Origin of the sequence: Veillonella agrestimuris (assembly GCF_943193065.1) — a bacterium.
In the GTDB taxonomy this organism is placed as follows: Bacteria; Bacillota; Negativicutes; order Veillonellales; family Veillonellaceae; genus Veillonella; species Veillonella agrestimuris.
Map to the genome: position 1 here is coordinate 18,828 of NZ_CALPCS010000011.1, position 25,438 is coordinate 44,265.

At 42.7% G+C, this 25,438-nt stretch carries 18 protein-coding genes; 7 read left to right on the forward strand and 11 right to left on the reverse strand.

Going from position 1 to position 25,438, the window contains the following annotated elements; genetic code table 11:
* Nucleotides 1-47 precede the first annotated feature (47 nt).
* The 5 genes from NFR29_RS06270 to NFR29_RS06290 all read right to left on the reverse strand — a co-directional run bounded on the left by NFR29_RS06270 (nucleotide 48) and on the right by NFR29_RS06290 (nucleotide 6,590).
* Nucleotides 48-2,126 (reverse strand): OPT family oligopeptide transporter, encoded by a 2,079-nt coding sequence (locus NFR29_RS06270; protein ID WP_251424614.1) that lies wholly within the window; start codon nucleotides 2,124-2,126, stop codon nucleotides 48-50.
* A gap of 122 nt (nucleotides 2,127-2,248) precedes the next feature.
* Nucleotides 2,249-3,400: a lactaldehyde reductase gene (fucO, locus tag NFR29_RS06275; protein ID WP_251424616.1), complete on the reverse strand. Its 1,152-nt coding sequence runs from the start codon at nucleotides 3,398-3,400 to the stop codon at nucleotides 2,249-2,251.
* A 182-nt stretch (nucleotides 3,401-3,582) separates the two neighbouring features.
* Entirely contained in the window at nucleotides 3,583-4,821 is a 1,239-nt protein-coding gene (locus NFR29_RS06280; protein WP_251424618.1) for a metallophosphoesterase, read from the reverse strand.
* Complete coding sequence (gene mutY / locus NFR29_RS06285) at nucleotides 4,809-5,960, reverse strand: A/G-specific adenine glycosylase (protein ID WP_251424620.1); 1,152 nt, start codon at nucleotides 5,958-5,960, stop codon at nucleotides 4,809-4,811. The genes NFR29_RS06280 and mutY overlap by 13 nt, the downstream gene beginning before the upstream one ends.
* A gap of 99 nt (nucleotides 5,961-6,059) precedes the next feature.
* Nucleotides 6,060-6,590, reverse strand: a complete 531-nt coding sequence (locus tag NFR29_RS06290; RefSeq protein ID WP_251424622.1) for an 8-oxo-dGTP diphosphatase — start codon at nucleotides 6,588-6,590, stop codon at nucleotides 6,060-6,062.
* A 235-nt stretch (nucleotides 6,591-6,825) separates the two neighbouring features.
* Between NFR29_RS06290 and NFR29_RS06295 the strand changes: the two genes are divergently transcribed.
* The 3 genes from NFR29_RS06295 (at nucleotide 6,826) to NFR29_RS06305 (ending at nucleotide 8,768) form a co-directional block, all read left to right on the forward strand.
* A complete protein-coding gene (locus NFR29_RS06295) occupies nucleotides 6,826-7,590 on the forward strand; it encodes a DUF4931 domain-containing protein (protein WP_251424624.1) in 765 nt (254 codons plus the stop codon).
* Between the two features lie 48 nt (nucleotides 7,591-7,638).
* Nucleotides 7,639-8,409, forward strand: a complete 771-nt coding sequence (locus NFR29_RS06300; RefSeq protein ID WP_251424627.1) for a metallophosphoesterase — start codon at nucleotides 7,639-7,641, stop codon at nucleotides 8,407-8,409.
* A gap of 128 nt (nucleotides 8,410-8,537) precedes the next feature.
* Nucleotides 8,538-8,768, forward strand: coding sequence for a hypothetical protein (locus NFR29_RS06305; RefSeq protein WP_251424629.1), 231 nt, complete (start codon nucleotides 8,538-8,540; stop codon nucleotides 8,766-8,768).
* Here the strand turns inward: NFR29_RS06305 and NFR29_RS06310 are convergent.
* Together NFR29_RS06310 and NFR29_RS06315 are read right to left on the reverse strand one after the other, a co-directional pair.
* Nucleotides 8,765-9,739, reverse strand: a complete 975-nt coding sequence (locus NFR29_RS06310; protein WP_251424630.1) for a molybdopterin-binding protein — start codon at nucleotides 9,737-9,739, stop codon at nucleotides 8,765-8,767. The genes NFR29_RS06305 and NFR29_RS06310 overlap by 4 nt on opposite strands.
* 30 nt (nucleotides 9,740-9,769) lie before the next feature.
* Complete coding sequence (locus NFR29_RS06315; RefSeq protein ID WP_251424632.1) at nucleotides 9,770-10,138, reverse strand: fluoride efflux transporter FluC; 369 nt, start codon at nucleotides 10,136-10,138, stop codon at nucleotides 9,770-9,772.
* A gap of 186 nt (nucleotides 10,139-10,324) precedes the next feature.
* Here NFR29_RS06315 and NFR29_RS06320 point away from each other — a divergent pair, with 186 nt between their 5' ends.
* On the forward strand, nucleotides 10,325-10,654 hold the full coding sequence (locus NFR29_RS06320; protein WP_251424634.1) for a helix-turn-helix domain-containing protein: 330 nt from the start codon (nucleotides 10,325-10,327) through the stop codon (nucleotides 10,652-10,654).
* Nucleotides 10,655-10,816: 162 nt separating this feature from the next.
* On the opposite strand, the gene NFR29_RS06325 is transcribed toward NFR29_RS06320, so the two are convergent.
* Nucleotides 10,817-11,551 carry a GntR family transcriptional regulator gene (locus tag NFR29_RS06325; protein ID WP_251424636.1) on the reverse strand — a complete coding sequence of 245 codons (735 nt, stop codon included), beginning with the start codon at nucleotides 11,549-11,551 and terminating at the stop codon, nucleotides 10,817-10,819.
* Nucleotides 11,552-11,777: 226 nt separating this feature from the next.
* Here NFR29_RS06325 and NFR29_RS06330 point away from each other — a divergent pair, with 226 nt between their 5' ends.
* Nucleotides 11,778-12,716 (forward strand): diacylglycerol/lipid kinase family protein, encoded by a 939-nt coding sequence (locus NFR29_RS06330; RefSeq protein ID WP_251424637.1) that lies wholly within the window; start codon nucleotides 11,778-11,780, stop codon nucleotides 12,714-12,716.
* A 43-nt stretch (nucleotides 12,717-12,759) separates the two neighbouring features.
* Here NFR29_RS06330 and addA read toward each other — a convergent pair whose 3' ends face one another.
* The gene (gene addA, locus NFR29_RS06335; protein ID WP_251424639.1) at nucleotides 12,760-16,716 is read right to left on the reverse strand and encodes a helicase-exonuclease AddAB subunit AddA; all 3,957 of its coding nucleotides are present in this window, start codon (nucleotides 16,714-16,716) and stop codon (nucleotides 12,760-12,762) included.
* The gene (locus NFR29_RS06340) at nucleotides 16,716-20,222 is read right to left on the reverse strand and encodes a PD-(D/E)XK nuclease family protein (RefSeq protein ID WP_251424641.1); all 3,507 of its coding nucleotides are present in this window, start codon (nucleotides 20,220-20,222) and stop codon (nucleotides 16,716-16,718) included. The genes addA and NFR29_RS06340 overlap by 1 nt, the downstream gene beginning before the upstream one ends.
* Before the next feature lie 274 nt (nucleotides 20,223-20,496).
* Here NFR29_RS06340 and NFR29_RS06345 point away from each other — a divergent pair, with 274 nt between their 5' ends.
* A complete protein-coding gene (locus tag NFR29_RS06345) occupies nucleotides 20,497-22,629 on the forward strand; it encodes an S-layer homology domain-containing protein (protein ID WP_251424643.1) in 2,133 nt (710 codons plus the stop codon).
* Between the two features lie 385 nt (nucleotides 22,630-23,014).
* Nucleotides 23,015-23,800 (forward strand): hypothetical protein, encoded by a 786-nt coding sequence (locus NFR29_RS06350; RefSeq protein WP_251424646.1) that lies wholly within the window; start codon nucleotides 23,015-23,017, stop codon nucleotides 23,798-23,800.
* 108 nt (nucleotides 23,801-23,908) lie between these two features.
* On the opposite strand, the gene NFR29_RS06355 is transcribed toward NFR29_RS06350, so the two are convergent.
* On the reverse strand, nucleotides 23,909-25,267 hold the full coding sequence (locus NFR29_RS06355; protein WP_251424648.1) for an NAD(P)-dependent oxidoreductase: 1,359 nt from the start codon (nucleotides 25,265-25,267) through the stop codon (nucleotides 23,909-23,911).
* Between the last annotated feature and the right edge of the window lie 171 nt (nucleotides 25,268-25,438).

Sequence of the window (25,438 nt, forward strand, 5' to 3'; positions counted from 1 at the left end):
ATGCAACTATATGAAACAACATTATATATGGAAATCTATATTCTTATTTATTTGCCTTGCTCTTCTTTCATAGCGATGGCTTCTTCTTTGTTAAATTTGTGAGTTACTACAAGACGAACTAAGTAGAACGCCACAAATACAAAGGCAGCTAAGCCCAACCATTGTGCTGTATTTTCAAATTCTGCACCTACTAATTCAAGTGGAGCTTCACCGCCACCTGCAGTGACTGACAACACAATAATAACGGCAATAAGCACGCCGATTAAGCTTTCACCAACGATGAGGCCAGATGCGAAAAGAACGCCACGACGGTTGGATTGTTCTACGTCGTACTCAGCAAGATCGCCAGCACGCATTTTCGCACGAGCCACAAGGTAACGACCTACGAAGTAGCTAATCAAAGAACCTACAATTAAAGGTACTTCCAAAGTTGGTGGTAAATAAATACCCATACCTACTGCAAGCGGTGGTAAGGACAATGTAGCAGTGGAGCTCTTAAGGATAAGATTCACAATAATCGCTACGATACCTACGCCTACACCGATAAGAACATATGTCCAATCAAGGCTGGAACTGAAAATACCTTGTGCAATGGTAGTCATCAATGTCGCTTGTGGTGCAGATAAAGCGGCACTTGGATCCATTTCAGGACGAGGCAATGCGCCTGTAAACCCGTATGCTTGGTATAACAAGTTAAGTACTGGAGCAATCGCTACGGCACCTACTACGGAGCCTAATAACAACGCTACTTGTTGACGCCAAGGTGTAGCACCAACGAGTTGACCAGTTTTTAAGTCTTGCAAGTTATCATTAGAAATAGCGGCAATAGCAATAACTACAGATGTCATGAAGATAGCCATAGCTGTAGCAAATTGAACGCCTTCAGGAGTAGCAAACAAGTTATTTTCCGATGCAATGAAGTACACTACTAAGGAAGAAATAATAGTTGCTAAAATACCGATACCGGAAATTGGAGATGCGGACGTACCGATGAGACCGGCCATGTAACCGCAGGCAGCAGCTACGAAGAAGCCAATCAATAAGGCTACAACGATACCTACTACAACGAGAGTCCACATCAAGCCAGCACTAATTGGCACAGCAGATACGAAATCCCAGAATGTTAAGCCTAAACCAAACAGGATAACGATGAACGTTAATAATACGCTTTTTGCGCTCATATCCGTATCCATGCGATGTAAGTCTCGTTCAGAACTATTCATGTTCATGGATTGAACAGAAATTTTAATGCCTTCAAGAATTGGCTTAATTAAAGTAATCAATGTCCAAATCGCTGCAATACCGATGGCACCAGCACCAACGAAACGAACTTTTTCTTTCCATACAGTCATAGCGAACTTAGCCGTAGCACCACCATCTGGAGCAAGCATATTCGTTAAATACGGAACGAAGCCAGCCCAAGCAATGAGTACACCTACTAAGATCGCAATACCAGAAGCAATACCAATTAAGTAACCAGCACCGAGAAGCGCTGTGGAGAAGCCCAATGGGATTTGAGTAAGACCTTTGTTACCAATGCCAACCCAAAAACTCATGCTATCGCCTAGTACTTTGAAACCATTTGCACAAAGACTAATCAAACCAGCAATGAAACCACCAGATACGATGTCTTTCATACCGGAGTTACCTTTGCTAGATTCATCATCACTGTGAGAGCCTACTTTCAAAATCTCAGCAGCTGCGCGGCCTTCTGGATATGGTAAGTCACTATTCACTACCATAGCACGGCGCAATGGAATCGTAAATAATACCCCTAAAGAGCCACCGCATGCGCAAAGCAAGAATGTTTGCCAGAATGGGAACCCTTGCCAATACCCTAACATCAACAAACCTGGCAAAATAAAAATAATAGCGGATAAGGTACCTGCCGCAGAAGCCTGCGTTTGGACCATGTTATTTTCAAGAACGTTAGAATCCTTGAAAAAACGCAAAATTGCCATCGAAATAATGGCTGCCGGAATGGATGACGAGAACGTCAAACCAACCTTCAAACCTAAATATACGTTGGATGCTGTAAAAATAATAGTTATTAACGCACCAAGTAGCATCCCCCGCAACGTAAGCTCCGGCAAATGAAGGTCGTGGCTCATAAAATCGTGTTTCATAAGTACTTACCTCCTATTTACAATTTAATTAATAACCTACCTACATTTTATCGTGTTAAAGGGGGAATTACAAGAAATGATGTGTATTATTATGTATGTATACAGTATGTATGAAAGTTTTATCATAAAATAGACTTATAAATCCCTATAATATCCTCAAGGGAAACGTCTTTTGGATTTCCTGGCGTACATGCGTCTTTAAAAGCAGATTCGGCGAGGAACGGAATATCCTCTTCTTTCACGCCCGCTTCGCTAAGTGATTTAGGAATACCAACATCATCAGCTAATTGTTGAATAGCATCAATAGCCGCTGCTCGATATGTAGTTTCATCCATCGCATCTACGTCAGCAACTCCCATAACTCGAGCAATATCACGATATTTTGTACCTGTTGCAGAAGCATTAAATTTGAGTACCGCTGTGAGGAGCATCGCACACGCCTTACCATGAGGAACATCATATAAAGCGCTCAACGGATGTGCCATAGAATGAACGATGCCAAGACCTACATTGGAGAATCCCATACCAGCTATATACTGACCTACAGACATAGCTTCGCGGCCGTCATAATCACCAGCTACAGCACTGCGAAGGGAGCGCCCTATGATTTCAATGGCTTTCAAATGGAGCATATCAGTCAGTTCCCAAGCACCTTTTGTAATAAAACCTTCAATAGCGTGCACCAAGGCATCCATACCAGTAGCTGCACAAAGACCAGTCGGCATAGTAGCAGACATATCAGGATCGACGATGGCTACAATAGGAATGTCATGAGGGTCTACACAAACAAATTTACGATTTTTCTCTTCGTCGGTAATAACATAATTAATCGTGACTTCCGCTGCTGTCCCAGATGTTGTAGTTACTGCAATAATAGGCAAACACGGATTTTTGGTTGGCGCTAACCCTTCAAGACTGCGGACATCACTAAATTCAGGATTCGTCATAATCGTAGCGATAGCCTTACTCGCGTCAATAGGACTGCCGCCACCAACAGCGACAATAACATCTGCACCACTGCGCTTACAAGCCTCGACGCTATCGGTAATATTAGCAATAGACGGATTCGGTTTAATGCCATCGTATACTTCGTAAGCAATCCCCGCTTCATCCAATAAATCGGTAACCTTTGTGGCAATACCAAATTCAAATAAATCTGGCGTAGACGTAACGAGAGCTTTCTTAAAATGACGATTCTTGATTTCATTTACAATCTCGCCAATCGCACCTTGACCAAAATACGCTGTTCCATTAAACATCATTCTCCGAACCATAGGAATCCTCCTTTAGCATTTCTAATATGAAAGTATCGGCTCTATCAGCTTTAGTGCTATATTAAACCTTACCCAATTAGCTCTATGCTATTATATGCTAAACCTCCTACTACCGTCGCATAAATAAAAGTCGACAAAGAATATATACTACATATATTCTCTATCGGCTTGATTATTTCCTGTTATTTTCCATCAAAGAAGGTAATCACCGTAATCTCCCGTGGACAGTTCACTCTTACAGGAAACCAATGACCGGTACCATTATTGACATAGCACACGCTGTTTTTCTCTGTGTAGCGGCCTTTTGTATATGGTGTACCAGTCGGTACGAGAGGTTGTCCCATAACAACGATTTGACCTCCATGAGTATGTCCCGCTAAGGTAAGCGGAATATTCCGCTCTACGGCTTCTTCGAAAAACTCTGGATGATGCGCCAATAAAATGACGAAAGCATGCGCTGGGATACCAGATAATGCAGTGGTAATCATAGCTTCCCGATTATCCTTATCTCGCTTATTATCGTAAGCCACCCCGGCGATGTAAACGGGCTGCTTGCCACCCATAATTTGAATATTGCTATTAATGAGTACGTTCAACGGTGTTTTCTTTTTAATGGAATCTACAATGTGATGCACATCGTAATGATATTCATGATTCCCCAAAATATAATCCACACCATCGGGAATTTGTTTACTGAAAGCAGTCAGTTTTTCGCATACTTGTGGCAACCATGCCACTCGGTCGATGAGGTCTCCCGTAATGACTACGCGATTCGGTTTTTCTTTCAGTGCTAATGACAAAATTTCATCAAAATCGTCTAAATCAATGCTTGGCCCTACATGAATATCACTGAGTTGAACGATTTTATAATGTTTCAACCCGTCTGGCAAATTGGTGTAACCAAAGCGTTCATGGGTGATAGTAATTTCATGTTGTCCTACAAAGGCAGCATAACTGGAGCCACCCAGCGCTGCTAACGGTACAACAGCGCCTACGGTGCGGAAAAAGTTTCTCCGCCCTATTGGATCAGGCGTAGGTATATCTTGATTTTCAAAATCTGTTCTTTCAGATACCCTTTGAGCTTTGGAGTTAGCCCATCTTCTAGCAATACGATTAACCATTGCGTATAGTATCACTAGCAGGAGTAACACAGGAACTGCTAAAAAGAGGGAAAATGCAAAAGCGTAGCTTTCAGTACGGAACAGAGTAAACCAAAGGTAATATGGTGTACCGAACAATTCCACTTGGTGCAAGAAGAAATACCGCACCGTCATGAACCAAGCGGTAATGAATAGTAAATATAGAACCCATCCGGGCCATTTCCGCTTTGGTTTCCACACATATGTCATTAACGCCCAGAAGCCAAGCACAACGGCGGCGAGGACGGTAAAAAAGACAATTTCTATAATCATTTGTTGCATTGAGTCTCCTTACAAAGTTCTGTCAGTTTACCATGAGGACCTGCCCATGCATAGTTGGCAAAATCTTGTCGCTTAATGAGCATCCAATCCTTCGGTAACGATTGTTGAATGTACGTTATAATATCAGCATCATCAGGAATATAACGTATAGAATCACTCATTTCAGGGATTGGTTGTACATAATCTAAATCACCTTTGAAAGCTTTCATAAACCATTTCCGGTGAGAGAAAATATGCGTCAATTCTTTTGCCATTACAGGTTGCAAAGACAAGGTAAAACCCAAGGCTCTTACCAATTCTGCTAAGCCTTGTTCTGCTTCATCAAAAGAGTTCGCCCCTTCTAGAGACGGAAATTCCCACATGGAACGGAGCAAGCCTCGATTTGGTCGTTTATGGAGTAGGTAATAATCGCCATATTGTAAAATACCAACCCATACGGGTACGTCGATGACCTTTGTTTTCTTAATGCGCACTGGCAATTGATCCGTTACATTGTTCTGATAAGCATAGCACATATTACGAATCGGGCATTCGCTGCATCGCGGTGATTTTGGAATACATACAGCAGAACCAAAATCCATCAAGGACTGGTTAAAGTCACCAGGACGATCATGCGGTAGCGTAGCTTCCACTAATTCGGTAATTGCTTTCTTCCCTTTTGTACTTAGAATATCGTCATATACACCGTACAAACGGGCATAAATACGCAACACATTACCATCTACAGCAGCTTCCCGTTTGCCGTAAGCCATTGATAAGATAGCACCTGCCGTATAAGAACCTACGCCTTTTAATGACTCTATGTCTTTTCGGTTACTAGGTACAATGCCGCCGTACTTATTCACAACCTCTTGCACACCCAAACGCAAATTGCGAGCCCGGCTGTAATATCCTAAGCCTTGCCACGCGTGGACCGCTTCGTCTTCTGTAGCATTGGCTAAATCCTGCAAGGTCGGAAATAACTGCATCCAATTGTCGTAGTAAGGCTTCATAGCCTCAATGCGAGTTTGTTGGCTCATCACTTCTGAAACCCATATTTTATACGGGTCTCCACAATCGCGCCACGGCAAATCCCGCTTATTCACATCATACCACGCTAATAATTGTGGCACCCATTTCGGATTTTGTTTTTCTATCATCATTCCTCTTTATTATCATCTATAGTATCGTTTTGATTGTCTTGTCCGCAACTTATGTCATTTATAGTTACCAGTGGTACATCGAAACAATCAATGTTCTTATTCATTGCCATCCATCAAATATAAATCAATGCGAGCCAATAATTCGCTTTCCATCACTTCATGAACGTCAGTTAACTTCATATCTGTTACATCGCTATTATCAGGACCAAACTCAATAGGCCCTTTTAACTTGCGCCCTTCCAATATCATGGGCAACCACCGACGATCACCGGCCCACATACTTTCATAAGGAACATCGGTGAAAGTAAACCAATGGGGTTCCATTTCATCCGATTCTATCGGCTCAGTGCCTGTGACGCGGACCGTGTACACATAACTGATGTGAGTTAAACTTTCATCATAAGGAAAGCGAAAATCAAAGAGCGCCACGCACTCTAAATCTTCTGGATTTACTCGAATTCCCGATTCTTCGTACAACTCGCGCACCGCACATTGGCGAAAGGTCTCGTTATTCTGGATTTTTCCACCAAAACCATTATATTTATCCATACCAAAGCCACGCTTCTTGCGGCCTAAAAGTATGCGATTTTGTTCATCTATAGGGAATACTAATGTAGTCGGTTTCATAATCGCTCCTTTTTGAGTCTATCCTCGTGGCGTATCCAGTACACGATGAGGCTCATATTCTTTATATTTTACCATTTTGAATAGCAAAAAAGGAACACCCTAAGGTGCTCCTAATTGATTATATAATGCCTAGTTCCTTTTTCAGCGCTCGTTGTAATACTTGTGAGAAATTTATATTCTCCTCTTCTGCTTTGTGGTATGATATTACATATGATTTAGAGAATGGAGGCCCATCATGAACAAACCACTCATCTTCGATATTGCTATGGGCCGCACGAAGCCATTTAATATGGAAAACGATATGGTGCGTTGCCCTTTCTGCGATCCTTCTACATTAACGGATATTCTAGCCAAAGATGGTCACCTAATTTGGCTCATGAATAAATACCCAGTATTGCGCGATACGTGGCCAACGGTGATTATCGAAACAGAAGGGGATGAAGGCGAATTGTCTACTTTATCTCTTAATGAAGCAAGCCGCATCATTCAATTTGGTTACGATAAATGGCATGAAACGATGGCCTCAAAAGAATTTGCATCGGTTATATTTTTTAAAAATTATGGCCCTATGTCTGGTGGCTCCATTCGCCATCCCCATAGCCAAATCATCGGTTTACGAAATTACGATTACCGCGAAGATATAACCGTAGAACATATGAATGGCTGGTTACTCCACGAAGACCAACATGTGCGCATCACCTTATCCAATCATCCTATTATTGGCTTCTTTGAATATAATTTGCGCTTTAAAGCAGATGCACCGATGCGCACTATCACTTTGCGATTGCAACAAACGATTCGCTATGTACTGCACAGCATGTCTCGTTTTTCTCAGTCTTATAATTACTATTTCTACGATTTACACGATGACTACCGTTATATTAAGGTCGTATCTCGTTATATAACGCCGCCCCTCTTCGTAGGCTACGGCATTTCTCAAACTTGTGATGATAAGCGAGCTGCTCACATTATAAAAGATAGTCGACCTTTTTTTGAATAGAAACCATAATTGGCAACTACTGTTTTACGTTAATCTTATAAGGATATTATGAATATATACGCAATTGGCGATATCCACTTATCCGGCAATCCTCCCACGAAGCCTATGGATGTCTTCGGTCCCCATTGGCACGACCACTGGAACCGCATCAAAACGCATTGGCAATCCACTGTCACTGACGACGATATTGTATTCCTCGTAGGCGACATATCATGGGCTTTACGCTTAGAGGAGGCACTGCCAGATCTTCAGGAAATCGCCACTATGAAAGGCAAAAAATATATGATTCGAGGCAACCACGACTATTGGTGGTCCTCGGCGAATAAAATGAAAAACGCCATGGGCGACACCATTACGTTCATCCAAGGTCATGGCACGGCCATCGTTGCTGATACACCAGGCACTAATGGTGAAAGCATTATCGCCTTTGGCGGTACTCGTGGCTATATTTGTCCTGGAGATTACGATTTTAATGTGGACAGAGATCAATCCATTTACAATCGCGAACTCCTCCGTACAGAAGCAGCTTTGGAAGAAATGAACACCTCTATAAATCGCATCCACGCGGAACGGATGGAACAAGGCCTGCCTAAGCTTTCAGAAAAACGATTATTATTACTGCACTATCCACCATTCAATGAAAACAACGCCCCATCAGGCTTTACAGACCTCATGGAGCGCTACAACGTCGATATGTGCATATTTGGTCACTTGCACGACCCTGTATCATTTAACCGCATTCCCACCACATTCGGGAATACAGAACTGAAATTAGTATCGGCCGACTATAGTCAATTTATGGTACAAAAAATCTTGTAATTAATTACAAACAACATAGACTTCACTATCGGCTGATATACTCATACAATGATTAGTTAAACTGATATACTGATGGGTTAGTAAAATTAATTGGCAATTATTCAATCTATAAATATATAAGGAGCATTATGAGCCGCATTCATAAAGAACATCTACAGGCCGGTTATATTTTCGGCGATGTAATAAATCAAGAGTATATTTATCTCCCTTCCGGCGAGGTCGGTGCAGATGAACCACTCGCAGTCCTCGAAACACCGTCAAAACGAGAAGATCTAACCCTCGACGAAGCCGTCCGCATGATTGATACATTAACCTTAAAACGATGCAAGCATCCTTTACTTGGGGAGAAGTCGTTTTAACCTAAAAAACCGCCGTGGCCCATAGCAATGCAGTCTTCGTTCGTAATCCGGTCGTCTGCCACGAGGCGCGGCACGATAGCGTCAAAAGCAGTGGGTTTGCTAAAGAGAACGCCACCTGGAACGCCGAGAATCGGTGTGCCATCATCACAATAAGCGATGCACACCATCGATCCTGGCAATACTGGCAAACCATAGGTCACCACTGTGTCAGCATAACGTTTAATAGCGCCAGGTGTCAAATCGTCAGGGTCGACGCTCATGCCGCCAGTACAAAAGATAATATCCGCACCCGCTGCTTTCACCTTGTCAATAGCGGCTACAATGAGGTCCGTGTCATCGGTAACGATTTCATGGGCTATTTTTTTCACCCCGAATTCGGCACAGCGCTCTTCAATAATAGGTGTGAAAGCATCTGTAATACGTCCTTCAAAAACTTCTGACCCCGTCGTAACGATACCCATCGTTTTCCGTACAAAAGGCTTAATATTTAGGATAGGTCCGCCAATGCATTCTGCCTCTTTGACTTCCCGTTCATCTAACAAAAGAGGAATGCAGCGCATGCCGGCAATCTTTTCACCTGCTTTTACAGGAGAATTGTTCAATTTCGTAACAATCGTCAAATCTCCAATGCTATTGATAGCATGAAGTTTCTCTACATCCACTTTCAAAAGGCCATCTACATCGGCAATGGCCTCGATTTTACCTTGCGACATAGGACCATCATGCATGTTCGTGCCTTTTGCAATATCGTACAAAGCTTGTGCCACCGTTTCTTCGTGAAGGAATCCGTCATCGCTAGGTTCCATAACGTAAATATGTTCCTTCCCCAAATCGAGAAGCTTTGGTACATCTTCCTCTCCAATGACATGGCCCCGACTGAAAGCCGTTTCTTTTACATCGCCAATAACGATGCGAACAATATCGTGAATCAATGCATGCCCTACGGCATCTTGCGTTTTTATTTGCTTCATATTGTGTAATCCTTTTATATTAAAATTATGTTACAACAATCGACCAATCTGTATACCTATCGCACATAACAGCAATCCCACACCGATTTGAAGTCCACTATATATAAGGCTGTCTAGGAGCGATGCAGTTGTCATCAATTCCAATAGGTCTAATATAAAGGTAGAGAAGGTCGTAAAAGCCCCTAATCCCCCAGCTATGAGTAAGTATTTTCCCCACTGCGGCCACTCTAGATGTGCCATGTAGAGGCCAGCTATAAGGCCAATCAATAAACAACCAATGATATTCACCGCCATAGTTCCATACGGCAAGGCGTCCCACTTGCTCAAGGCTTCCCCTAAAGCAACTCGTGCTACAGCACCTATGGCTCCGCCAAAGGCAATGATAATATATTTCTCCATGGAATATCGTTTCTCCTACAAGGAATATGAATCATACCACTATACAATCTTAAAAATAATAAACAGTATAGACTTTCACGTTTTGTGTAAATATAGATTATCTATAATACATATAGTTCACTCCGAATTAGTCAAAGACCGCTCTGTTCCGTATACTGTAGTCAAGGGAATAGAAAGGAGGTTACTATGGTCAGTCCTATACCTATCCTGCCAGCGTACCAAAGAAATTGTTACGAAGATCCTATATTGCAAGAACACTATGTTTGCTTAGGCTTTAAAATTGCCGAACTCCGTAGGTCCCTAGGAATTTCCCAACGACAACTTTCAGATTTCGCTGGTATCAGTCGTAGCTACTTAAGCAAACTAGAACAAGGCAGTGGCATTGGTGGCGTTTCTTTAGAAGTGCTCCTCAGAATCGCCCATTGCCTCCACATGCCAATCAGTCAGTTACTGCATTTTCGAGTGCAGGATTATCAATTATGCAACAAACAGTTAGCTCAGCAACACAGACTATAACAATACAGATACAGTAAACTCCTTTTATTAAACCACAACTGCATAGACTCTGCAAAAGAAGGACCCTCTTAATAGGGTCCTTCTTTATGTGCAATTGCAACATTCATAGATAATTACAAATCGTTCTCTATAAAGTGTCTAACTCATATGTATTTACTGGTTTTATTTCGCTTCACTATTTTGTTTCTGCGCCAATTCCGCATTAGCCCGTTTAAAAATAAAGGCGTTATTTATATGTTGGCGCATGGCGTTTTCTGCAGCTACTTCATCATGTCGCTCAATAGCGCTAATGATTTGATCGTGTTCATCATCGCATTCATGAGTCCGTCCTGCATCAAAGGAACTAAGGTACATATCTCGATTGACGCGCTCTCTAAAATCAGATAAATAATCGAGCACCCGCTCATTGCCAGAGAATTGTGCAATCATCGTATGGAATCGACTGTTCACATCAACCCGCTCCGTCGCGTCTTCGATGGCGTGCATTTCTTTGCATAATTCCTTCAATTCTGCCACTTGTTCCGGTGTCGCATGGCGTGCACAGAGGCGCGCCCCAAGGCCTTCCATCACTTCTCGGCATTGATATAGAGCAATGATCTCTTCTGGCGTATCGCCTTTGACGCGAACCCCTTTCCAAGGAACAATAACAACGAGATTATCTTTCGCTAGTTTTCTGAAAGCTTCCCGCACTGGTGTCGCACTAACGCGTAGTTGTTCTGCAATTTTCACTTCGTTCAGCTTTTCATCAGGCATGAGTTCACCTGTTAAAATCGCTTGCTTTAATGCCAAATAGACTTGTTCACTTAAGGGCAATCGCTCAATAGAATCAACGACTGATAACTGATAGCCTTCTTTTTTTTCATGATTATGTATACTTTCAGATGGTTTCTTAGCCATAAAGGGCCTCCTTTTATTCTCATCCAGCCTTTAGACTTTCAAAGAACACCCAAAATGAGTATAATATAGTATAAGAATTTAATACATGGGCACATGTATTTTCATGAATTACTACGTGTATATCTAATAATTGTATACACTATAATTATAAATCTCGCCTATAGGACTGTCAATTTTGTGAAAGTCCTTTTAGGATGACTATGTTAAAAGTAAGGAAGTCGTTACTATGAGTCGTTGTATGGTTATCATTAACCCTGTATCAGGTGGCGGTGCGGCGCGCCGTTATGCCCTCGATTTACAGTGGAAATTGAGCACTTTCTTTGACACAATAGAAGTAAAATTTACTACCGGCCCAGGCGACGCTACTCATTTTGCTAAATTCGCCTGTGATGAAGGATTCGACGCCGTATTTTGTATGGGTGGTGACGGCACCGTCAACGAAACGGTAAACGGCATTGCCCAAGGCGGTTTCACCTGTACCTTTGGATTTATTCCGGTAGGCACCGTAAATGATATGTCTCGTGCCCTCGGCATACCACAGCGCCCATTAGAAGCCATTAAGCGCCTCGATTTAGAACAAACTCGGTTAATCGACGTAGGCCGTTGTAATGATAGATATTTCTGCAACAATATTGCCGCCGGTGTAATTCCTAAAGTCGTAGAAGAAGTGACACCTAAAGAAAAGCAAATCCTCGGCCCTGTGGCATATTTCTTACGCGCTGGACAAGCTTTATTTACTACAAAGGACTATACATTCCGCATCAAAACGGAAGACGAAGATTTTATCTGCAAATCCCCTCTCGTATTAGCCCTGTTAACCAATGTAGTATCTAGTTTTGAACGCTTCATGCCAGAAGCCTCTGTGGACGATGGTTACATGCGCCTCATTATCTTTAAAGAATATTTCATTCTCGATATACTCAGCGTATTACCACTCATTTTGAGCGGTGCCATTTACAACTCGCGATACACCACTACATTGACAGTGAAAAAAGCCCACATCGAGTTGTTAACAGAAGTAGAAGACTTGCCTACTAATATGGACGGCGATGCAGGACCTTACATGCCGCTTGATATTGAAGTATTACCGCAAGTACTGAAAGTATTTGCACCTACGGACCATAAAAAGAAAAAATCATTGCTCCAAATACCAACTATAAAATAAAAGGTATACCTCTCCATAGGAGGTATACCTTTTTTGTTACTTGCTATACAATAATTGCCTCATGCAAACGGAAGCTATAAATATAGCTTGTCTTAACAGGCATGCCGGTCAATGTTTCTAAGGCTTCTTTATACAGATCCATTTGAATTTTATATCGTTTAATTAGTTCATCGCCATCTTTGACGCGGTCTGTTTTGTAATCCACTAAAATCCATTGCCCCTCTTCTTCAAAAGCCGTATCGATAATCCCTTGTAGGAATAATTGTTCCCCTACTTCTAAATCAGGATATACTCGTTGTCCGTCAATGAGCATACTAAAAGGCAATTCCCTTTCTTTCCGTTTTGCTTCAATGAGGCGTTTACCAAGAGGCGAATCAAAGAACCTTAACAAGCTTTTATCGTTTAAGAGGCTCCGTTCTTCTTCGCTAAATTTACCTTCTGTTACAAGAGCATCGAGCATAGCTGATAAAGAGCTTAACGTATAGGATTGTATAGGTAGCCACTGCATCGCTTCGTGCATGAGAGTACCCCATTGAGCGCCAGTCACGATGGACTCTTCTTTTGCCAACGATGTAGGCTTTCTACCGAATACAGTATCATTTAGGATATCGTCATCAATTTCAGATATATTTACTTGCTCATCTTGAAGCATATCTGCGACTATATGTTCAGTATCTACCGGTACAGTGTCAATATCCGTAATTTGGTCAGCGTCCACAAATGCAATATCAGCAGATATACTCTTTCTATCTACTGTTTCAATATCTGTAGCGGCCGTTGCTTCCGCATCAAGTTCTGCAAAGCGTCGTTTCAATTCACTTACCGAGATTTTTGCAGTTCGTTTGGATGCCACTTCATTTGGATATTGGTAGGCAAATCGCTTAACTACGGTTTCAGATAATGGAACATCGTTGACAGCACCTAATTGACGGACTTTGTCGATAGTCGTCTCATCAATATCGACTTTGTAATCTAAATCGCCATACTTTTTGCCATCATGGATGTGAACGCTAATGCCACATTGTCGATCGAGGAGGTCGAATTGACTGATGCCGTCAAAGTCAATGCCGCCTCGTAGTGGTGCACCTCCATCAAGGTGGCGCGCTGTAGCCATGAGAATCCAATCTAAATAAGAGTTAGCCCGTTGAATCAATTCAGCTGGCAACGCCTGATCTTGTTGGAGCGCAGCCTTCTTCACTACATGTCCAGCAGCCGTTAAGGTATTGCCGTCCGTCATAAGCCCTTTGATAAAACCCGTCATGAATAGTTTATCGCGAGCTCGTGTAAGGGCTACGTACAAAATACGCTCTTCCTCTGCTTTCATAGCTGCTTGTTTAACAGATTTACAATACATCCATGGCATGGACGGATAGGACACGCGAAGGTCCGCGTAATACCCTTTCAAACCAATACCAGCGTTTTTATCAATTAGAAGGGGTGATTTAAAGTCCATTTCATTAAAGCGTTTTTGTATACCTGACAAGAAAACCACCGGAAACTCAAGGCCTTTACTTTTATGAATTGTCATGAGGCGCACTACATCATCCGCTTCGGTCACTACATTGGCAACAGCCATGTCTTGATTGCTATCCCGCAAACTTTCAACGAAACGAAGGAATCTAAAGAGGCCTCGGAATCCAGAAGACTCAAAGCCTTTCGCTCGCTCGTAGAGAGCCATCACATTGGCGCGCCGCACGAGACCGTTTGGCATGGCACCGACGTAGTTTACGTAGTCCAATGTTTCGTATATATCCCAAAGCAAATCACCAATGCTGTGACGACGAGACAAAGTGCGCCACCGTTCTAAATGAGTAATAAATTGCGCTACATCGGCGTTTTCACGCGTTTCTGCATAGGTTGGCAACAATTGCCACAAAGAGCCTTCTCCAGAGAGGCGCAGAGCACCCAGTTCGTTCGCATCTAGACCGACTAAGCCCGAATGGAGCACCGCCGCCATGGGCAAGTCTTGCTCTGGATTATCAATGATTTGCAATAACGATAAGAGGAGCTGAATTTCTTGAGCTTCAAAGTAACCGTCCCGCTCATTAACCACTGCTGGAATACCGGCTTGGCGCATCGCTGCTACGGCACGAGTGCCCCAACCAGCTAAGGATCTACGCAAAATAGCAAAGTCTCGCCACTGAATTTGCCGGAAGGAACCGTCCGGATTTTGCACTTGCATCTTAGAAGCGTGCATCTCCTTCATCTTTCGAATGATGAAATCTAGCTCCCGTTCATTGTTTTCTGGAGAATCTTCCCCATCACTATCAGCAATATCGCCACTTACGCTGCGCCCACTCGAACTAGACGTAGCACTAGAGCGCTGACTATGATCACTACCAAACATCCCCACATCATCAGTGCCATCATTCGTGTTTTTCACGTCCAGTAAGTGAATTTCTACGTCCCCTCCAACCCAGTTTTCTGGTGCATCTTCCACAATCCGGCCCGGAATGAGGGATTCCCGTTCCGTATAATCTAACTCAGCCGCTTCGGCAGTCATAATTTGGTAGAAAATAAAATTCGTTACAGCCAAAATATTTTCGTGAGATCGGAAATTCTTCGCCAAATCGATGCGTCGTTCCACATCATCGCTACCGCCGTACGTATTGTACTTACTCATGAACAAGGAACTATCGGCCATACGGAAACTATAAATAGCCTGCTTCACATCGCCTACGTAGAACCGATTATCTTCCTTCGAAATGAGGTTAATAATCGTTTCTTGCACACCATTTGTATCTTGGTACTCGTCCACCATGATTTCTTTGAAAGTCTCCTGCAACTCCTTCGCTACATCCGACGGCTCTGGATCGTCTTCTGTACCCGGTTCTACAAGAAGAGCTAAGCAGAGATGTTCTAAATCGCTAAAGTCCATGATGCCTGCTTCTTTTTTTGCTTCTTTATAAGCACTGTGGAAGGCAATGGTGAGCTCCACTAAATTGTGAATGATAGGGTATTGTTCCCTAAACTGTTCTTGCAATACAATTTCATCAATATGAAATAACCCTTGTTGCATGGCCTTTAAAGCATCTTTATTGTCTGAACCTAATGCTTTGAATTCCTCTGCTATGGCTGGGTCGATAGCGCCTGATGAAAGTTCCTTATTAATAGTAGAAAATTTCGCGTTTACAAAGGTGTCTAAATGACGACACACCTCTACCATAGAAGTCCAATCTGAAGCTCCTTTTAATCCTTGTAATGCTGCCACTTGTTCGTCGTATACTTTCGACCATTTGAAAGGCCCCATCGGATCGGCTAGCAACACCTCCATACGCTGTAAGCGCGTTTCCATGCGAGCAATTTCCTGTTGCTGTTCATGCCAAGCAACACTACCCCATACTGTATCGACTAAAGAGCGTTCCTGCGCTTCACGATAAGGCGTTACAGCCTGTCTTAACCATCCATCTGGGTTGGATAAAGACATGGCATATTCATACAGGCTCAGCACCTTTTCTTGTAAGCCCACATCCGATTTGTCATCACTAAAAAAATCGGATAAGTCGAAAATACCATATTGGTTATCTTCATAGGCCTTGCGCAACACTTGATCCAATACTTCTTGTTTAAGGAGTGTCATTTCCGCTTCATTGCCGATACGAGCCGTAGGATTGATATCAAGCTTGTAGAAATAAGAGCGAATCACCCATTGGCAAAAGGAGTGAAGCGTAGAAATATGGGCTGACGGCAGTAGGTTTAACTGCCGCTCTAATCGCTCTTGTAAGGCTACGTCATCGGTAGACTCCATCGCTTTCGCCAAGGCTACACCAATGCGGGCGCTCATCTCGGCAGCTGCTGCTTTTGTAAAGGTTACAACCATCAACTCCTGTACGGATAATGGATTCGTCATATCTTTTAAGCGTGTAATAATCCTCTCTACAAGAACGGCAGTCTTACCAGATCCTGCTGCAGCTGCTACGAGCAAGGTTTGTGCATCTAACGCACTATCTTTAGGAGCAATAATAGCAGCCTCTTGTTCTGCTGTCCATTTCATAGCCATTACGCTTCACCTCCTTTTTTAGTCGTATGTCCATTCTTCAAAGACTCTTCCATTTTCAATAATGCATGCTCTTCTTGCAGTGGTTTTAAATAACGATACGTATTGCGCTCATTATCAAATCGGCATACTGTTTTGTAGTCACAATAGGAACAAGGAATGGCTTTATTCAAGTTGTACGGCGCAATAGGAAATTGTCCATGTCCAATCGCTTTACCAGTATCACTCATAACAGATTCAGCGTAGCGACAGAGAAGATTAAAATCACTACTTGATTTGACGGATTTTCTATCACTGGTGTAAATATCTCCGCTTTTTTTCACTCGTACTGGTACATAGGGGCCTTTTCCGCTATACGTAAACAGCTTGTCGTCAATATGTTGCAATACGTCTACATTATCCGTTACATAACCTTTATTACTTAGTTCTCCGTTATTCTTTGCTGCTTCCTGTGCTTCTTCGTAAGATATAGGCACTTTAACAGAGGTACGCGGATTTTTTACATATGTATATAGCACAGCGGCAGGAGTCATACTTTCACCATGAGTCCGTTTATAAGCACGCTCTAAAGCTAATAAGTAGGTAACGAGCTGTAACTTAAGACCATAGTACACATCTTGCGCATTTACCGACGTATTGCCCGACTTGTAATCAATAACCATACCGTATGTATGACCATCCTGCTCATATTCGTCAATGCGGTCAATTTGCCCTATAAGGTTTAACGAATAGTTTTCCCCAATAGGCACTTTGATAGACTGCCAACTGCCAGGCCGACCAAAATCTTGCTCCACAAATTTTGTATTAAACGAACTTTGTTTTGACCACGTCACTAAACGAGACACCGTTTTTTGTAAAGTATTCACGATACGGTCTTCAATGGCTTGATCATAAGCAGACCGTTCATCTTCATCAAAACGATTGTTTGCCAAAATATCCGCCGCAATGGTAGAGCACAACTCTTGTTGCGTAACATCATCTAGGTCGCGCCATTGTTTATTGTCCGCCAATAACTGCGCACCGAGACGTTCTAAGTTAGCATGCAAGAATGTACCAATTTCTGGCGCCCCAAAGGAGCGAACTTTTCGTTTTTCTAATTTCAATCCATATTGCGCATAAAATTTAAACGGACATTGTTGGTATTTTTCAAGGCGCGTAACAGATCCCGTCATATACCCTCGTTTGAGAAACAATCCTGTTACGAGATCCTTCGAGATAACTGGCACGTGGTTATTGTCCCGAATACCGCGGCTCACTTCTCTTAACCGCGGACGGTATTCTTGACTTTCACGAGCCCAATTATAAAGCCCCCACCACACAGGCGCCACGTCAATACCGCGGAACAAATCGCCCCAGCGCTCGGATAAGAGGGATAGGCTCTGCATCGGGCGCCACACATAGTCCTCTTCCGACCCTTCTGCCATAGTGAAAGGCACCTCTATAGGCGCGCCACAATAACCGAGAGACTGCAAGCGTTTCACAACAAGGGAACTTTCCAGACCTTCCCCTTCTTCGTTAGCCCCTGCATAGGACAAGGTGAGGTGTTCACTAGCGCGCGTCATAGCTAAATAGAGGAGAAAATTTTCATTGAAAGCCTTCGGCAAAGCCCCTTCGGCAAGGGTAATACCAGCTTCGGCCAACAATTGACGTTCCTTATCTTTAATAAGCCCTTCATCGCCCATACTCTGTGGGAATACACCTTGGTTGAGACCCATCACATACACGCGTTTCCAAGATTGGCTGTAAGCCCGTTCGATAGTAGTGATGGCCACGTGATCGAGAGACGGCGGAATCATAGAATAATGCACATCTTCTAAGGCTTCTTCTAAGAGCGCTATAACCTCATCAAGGCCAAGAGGTTCCTCATCACCGAGAATCATCATTTCATCAAGGAAATTGATGATAGCATTATACATTTGCTCATGACTCGATTTCGCCTCCAAATCGCCAGCGGCTTCGGCTTCGAGGGACCATTCGTAAAGCCTCCGTGGCACTTGCAAGTCTTCTAATACGCCGTAAATATGTTCACACCAAGTAGCAGCCGAATGTAATTCTTGGGACGTAGCAAAATCAAACCAGGGCGATAAAATGGCCATGATTTTGTTTTTCGCTGTGTTCACACGAGCACGGCGAACTGCATCAGGTTGCTCTTCATCAGGAGTGTTAGAACGACGTCGCATATAGGACCACTGTTCTTTTTCCCACTGAAAATGGTCTATACCAAATTCCAAGACGTAGTTTTCTAATTCATCTACTTCGTCTCTACTAAGAGGCGTCAAGTCTGTCTTCAACAAACGGAACATCGTATCACGGCTGTAATTATGCTTTACAATACCCAATAGATCGGTAAGTAACTCTCCTAATGGATGATGTTTCATAGGTCGCTGACGATCCATAAAATGAGGAATGCCGTAACGAGTAAATACCTTGTCCAACGTGTCGCCATAGGTTTCTGATTCGCGCAACATAATGCACACATCGCGGTACCGTGCGTTTTCATCGCTTTCAAGGTACGCCAAAATATCGCGGGCAATCCAATCCGCTTCGCGCTCCCGATTGTAGGCCGCTACCAACGGAATCCGTTCATCGGTAGGATTCTTGCGACCGTGAAAGAAATTACTTTCTAAAGACTTCAGTACGTCTGTTTGTGTCGTAACAGTATCAATAGTGGCAGTACTACTCCGTTTATAGCCTTCAAAAGCACGGAACTGCAGTTTTGTACCATATTCGCCATATAAGGTATCCAGTATCTCTAAAGGCCGACTAAAGAGGGAATGCCCTTGACGCCCTAGCAATCGCTTAGGGTCATCTGGTAAATCCACGGTTATTACCGATTCCTTTGCTAAATCGAACAACATATAGAGCAATTCAAAATGAACCGGTGTAAACCAGTGGAACCCATCTACAAAGACGTGGCAATTCTCCATCAAAGGCGATTGCGGCAAAGCGTGAACAAGGTCCATAATGGGATCTCCGTCGATTTGCCCATGCCTTTGCAATTCTTCTTCATAAGCAACCATACACGTCGCTAATTCGCGTAGCTTTTTCTGTAGTACTGTATTTGATACAGTCGTTGCACCTCGCTCTAATTCATCGGGACCAATGCGGAATGAACGAAACTCGGAAAACAAAGTTTGCAACACAGAAGCAAATTCTGGTCGCTTCGTAGCTTGCGATAATAAGCCTAACTCGCTAGCTTTTCGTTTCATAACAAGACGCAACAAAAGAGACCGGCCTAATTTGGAAATGCTCTTTCTCTGCACCTCTGCATTGCCTATGGATTGGTACACTTGGTACGCCAAACGACCAAAACCAACTACCCTAACTGTGGTAAAGCCCTTTTGAGGCATAAATTCTGCTAACTCTCGCTCCACCCGATACGTAGCAGGCTCTGGTACAAGCAATATAATTGGCTCTCCAGGACATTCCTGGATAACCTGTTGTATCCGTTCATAAACAGCTCGTGTCTTACCCGAACCAGCGCGGCCGTAATACATAGTGATGCTCATAATGACTCCCCTAACTAATGTACTATTCCATGACTTAGATAGTATCTCTGTATTAATTGTTCCATGCGTTATATATCTTCTATTTTACAATATATTTTCTACTTTCATAAATAAGTTTATGCACTCACGTTCTTGCCGCTATACGTTTGTAATGTCTATTCATATAATAAAAGTTGACCCATTATGTAAAGATTTACTATAATATAAGTTATATGAAGAAGTTGTGAAATACTTGTAATGCTCTTTAATAGGTAATTGTTTGTAGGAGGTTTTCGTGAAAAAACATTGCGCTAAACTAGCGGCTTTATTGCTGTTAACACCAACTATTGCTATGGCAGATTCCACAGGGACTATGACATCCGATGGGACAGCGATCCTTAGAACTAACTATAGCTATAACTATGGCTATTATGACAACGCTACTAATAATGCCATCATAGGTAATGATAATACAAAGGCTAGTAGCTTTACTCATCCTAATAGTGGCGTTACTACTGGAGTTACAGGTGCTGTAGTAATCGGTGAAAACGCAGAGTCTCAAGGTACGAATACTATCGTCATTGGTAAAGATGCAAAAGCTACAGGCTCTGGTTATGGTCCAGCAAGCGATAGTGTAGCAATAGGTGTAACTAGCCATGCAGAAGGTTCAAATGGTGTTGCTATCGGTTCTAACTCGCACTCTAGCAATCTCAGCGCTACTGCTGTAGGCAGTGGCTCTTATGCATTAGGTAGCTACTCAACAGCAATCGGTGAAAATGCATATACTGGTTTTCAAAGTACAGCACTAGGATCTAATGCAAAAGCTTCCGAATGGTCTACGGCACTAGGTAAATCAACTAATGCTTCTGGTCGCGGTGCCGTTGCCATTGGTAATGGCGCTCAAGCAACGGGCAATGATTCTTTTGCTGCCAATTTTCGTTCTGTAGCTAGTGGGGATGGTGCTGTTGCTATCGGTTGGAATGCTCATGCTGAAGGCTATCAATCAACAGCCGTTGCTGATGGTTCAAAAGCAACATCAATGTATAGTTCTGCATTCGGTACTCGATCTACGGCTGGTGCCACATACGCTACTGCAGTAGGTGATAGTGCGTACGCTGTTGGAGAACGTGCAACAGCTATCGGTAAAAGTGCATCCACTAGCTTAGCTAACAGTGTCGCTTTAGGGGCTTATTCGTTAGCCAATCGTGACGCAGGTTCTCGTGGCTACGATCCTCTAACAAGTACAACATCAACAGCAACGGACTCTACATGGCAAAGTACAAGAGCAGCCGTATCAATCGGTAACGACACGCTGGGAATAACGCGCCAAATTACAGGTGTAGCAGCTGGTTCTGCAGATACTGACGCTGTTAACGTAGCACAGTTAAAACGCGCTGTAGAGGCAAATACTAAAAATGTAGAAGTAGTAGCAGGCGACAATGTAACTGTTACATCTGCTACAGCAGGCAATGCTACAACATATACGGTATCCGCCAAAGATACCATCACTACAGTATCTGCTGCAGACAACTCTGTAACAGTAAACAATGATGGTAATCACAACTACACAGTCGCTGTATCTGATGAGATTAAAAATCAAATCAACAATAACACTATAAATATTAATAAAAATGCAGAAAACATCGCTAACAACACGAGCCGCATCAATCGCTTAGACAATCGTATCGATAAAGTAGGCGCTGGTGCTGCTGCATTATCCGCATTGCACCCACTCGATTTCGATCCAGATGATAAATGGAACTTCGCTGCTGGTTATGGCAACTACTCTGGCGAAAACGCTATGGCAGTAGGTGCTTTCTACCGTCCAAACGAAGACACTATGTTCAGTGTAGCCGGTTCTATGGGTAATGGTGAAAACATGGTTAATGCTGGTGTGAGCTTTAAACTTGGTCAAGCTAGCAATGTAACTCGTTCTCGCGTAGCGATGGCACAAGAAATTCTCGATTTGAAAGCAGATAACAAGGATCTTCGTCAACAATTGGCTGATGTAAACGACAAATTGAATCGTGTATTAGGTATCTTAGATACAACAAAACAAGCTATGTTCCCTGACGTTCCAGAAAATCACTGGGCTTACGAATATATCGCTGTGTTAGCTGGCAACGGCATCATTGAAGGCTATCCAGATGGTATGTTCAAAGGCAATATGGCTATGACTCGTTACGAGTTCGCCGCTATGTTGTACCGTGCATTGCAAAATGGTGCAAAACAAGATGCTACTATGAATAAATTAATGGATGAATTCGAACCAGAATTACGTCAAATCCGCATGGATCGTTTCCGTGTAGACCGCATTTCTGGCGAAGACAATGACCGTCATAAAGTGAACCGCGTTCGCGTAAATTCCGACAATGACAAAGCTAACAACGTTTACAAAGACGCGTATGGCAATATTATAAAAAAATAATTTATAAACAATTGTTAGAAACAAACACCTTCTCCAAACGAATTACTACCATTGGTATATAAAGGCCTAATTGCCACGCTTGACGACAAATAGGTAAAAAGATATACTATAAGTAAGTTATACGTGCGGTATAACAGATAAGTTGAATAAGCTATTAAGCTAATGTTACCTTTTAGAGGTAAAAAATAGGACGGTTGCCGCCGTCCTATTTTCTTTCTATTTCTTATTGATATAACGTATGATAAGTGCGGTTATCACACTAACCAATAAAGGGGCTAGAAAGGGAACCCAGATAAGTTGTAAAAAGCCATCAAGCATGTGTCACCTCCTTTCTAGAGGCTCCTATTATTATATCATGCTAATATTTCATATATGAGGTTTAATTATGAATATACAAACCCTAGTAGTAGCTACTGTCATAGCAATAATACCTTATACATCCTTTGGTGCTACTACAGAAATTATGACTACACCAACAGAGCAAACTGTAGTGAATACTAGTATGTTAACATCCAGTAACGATAGCGATACATATATAACAACATATCAAGAAAACCGCCTCAACGCCTTTGATATGGTTCTTAATGGAACGACTTACACTTTCGATTTACCAGCTTATACAACAGGCTATCAAGTGAAGTCCTCTAGCAGCCATAATCGTGAAGATACAAAGGTAACGAGCATTTTCACCACAACTGTAATGACCGATGCAACATTGAACAACGAACCGCTTCACATTACAGTGAACTTAACGAAACCTGCTACTAATAAAGTCTTAGCTTTACAGGAACTACGTAATGCTACAACAAGCACTACCGATGAAGTAAGCAAACTCTTCACCTATGAGGAACATATAGATGGCGTTAAGCAGCCGATCCAGTATGATACTATGGACGATGGGCAAAAGTTAATTATTATAAAATCTGCCCATAGTTATGCAATACCTACAGATGTAACAAATATGGACGTCGCAAATATAGATGTAACGAATAACACCCGTAAACCAATATCTATAGCCACCTTTGCTATGGCTGACGATGTAGTAGCTACTATAACAGTAGCAAGCACAGGCAACGATGATGAGAAGAATAATAACGAACTCCAACGCATCGTGAAAGGTACAGCTTACGCTATTGCAGCATCAGCGAAAACAGCAAACGCTACTAAATAAAAAGCACAAAAGGCAACTATGACTCAATCATAGTTGCCTTTTCTATTTGCCTATATACGAGTTTATCTAGACTGATAGGTTAACATAAATCCTATCACAGACCTGTAATTATTCAGCAGAACTAGCATTCTCCATAGCTCGTTTGATTTCCATGTATTTCACCATACCATCAACGGCTTTTTTCGCTTCTCGCATAGCGAGAACCACCGTAGCTGGTTTATGCACTACGTCACCGCCAGCGAAGGCCCCTTCACGGCTTGTCATGCCGTATGGTTCTTCAGATACAACGAGATAGCCTTTTTCATCTACTTGTAAGTTATTACCTTCTCCTACGAGGCGATCGTTTGGTTTATGACCAGCAGCGATAATGATTTTGTCCACAGGCATCACTTGGTATTGGCCAGTGCCATGAATACCAGCACTATCTTCATTGAGAGCCATCACTTCGTATTTGAATCCTTCAACTTTATCAGTACCTTCTACGCCAGCTGGAGATGCAAACCATTGGAATTGAACGCCTTCTTGGCGCGCTTCTTCGTATTCGGAGAAGAGAGCTGGCATTTGCTCTTGATTGCGGCGATACGCTACAGTAACAGCGCTACAGCCTAAACGCACGCACGTACGAGCCGCGTCCATCGCTACGTTACCACCACCGATAATAACAACACGGTCCCCTTCTTTCACAGGAATTTCGTCTTTACTAATCACGCCATTGTCCACCAATTGCACATTCGTCAACAAATGCATGGCTTGGAATACGCCCGGCACTTCGTCATTCTCCATGCGCACTTCTTGTGGAATATGTGTACCAGTCCCGATGAAAATGGAGTCGAAACCTTCTGCAAATAATTCATCTAATGTTTTGTCTTGACCGATGAAAGTATTACAAACGAACTTAACGCCTAACCCTTCAAGGCGAGCAATTTCACGGCGCACGATTGTTTTAGAAAGGCGGAATTCAGGAATACCGAATAACAATACACCGCCCGGTTCAGATTGACCTTCAAAGACCGTCACTTCGTAGCCTAATTTAGCAATATCACCAGCTACGGACAAACCAGCAGGACCAGAACCAACTACGGCTACTTTACCATGGGTTTGAACGATTTTCTTCGGTTTCCGCAATTCATGGATGCTTTCAAAATCAGCAGCGAAGCGCTCTAATTTACCGATATTGATAGGCGGTTTTTTCGCTTTATTCATAATGCAATTGCCTTCGCATTGATTTTCGCGCGGACATACACGACCACAAATAGCCGGCAAGTTGGTGCGTTCCCCTAAAATATCGTTGGCCAAGCCAAAATTGCCTTGCGCGATAGCTTGAATAAACCGAGGAATTTCATTCTCAATAGGACAACCCATTTGACATAGCGGTTTTGGACAATTTAAACAGCGTTTTGCCTCCGCCATCGCCTCTTCCATTGTATAATCAGCATCAAAATGCAGTGCTTTTAATTCATTACTCATGGCACACGCCTCCCCATAAGGTCCAGTACTATACTTATATAAATGCATCTTAAAGGAATCATGTTTCCGTTGGATGCGGACCCAATCAAATCCAATCAACTTACGTTAATAGCTGTCCACTGGTAGCACAACTATTCTATAGTATATTTTAGTTTGCTCTCAGGTACTCCG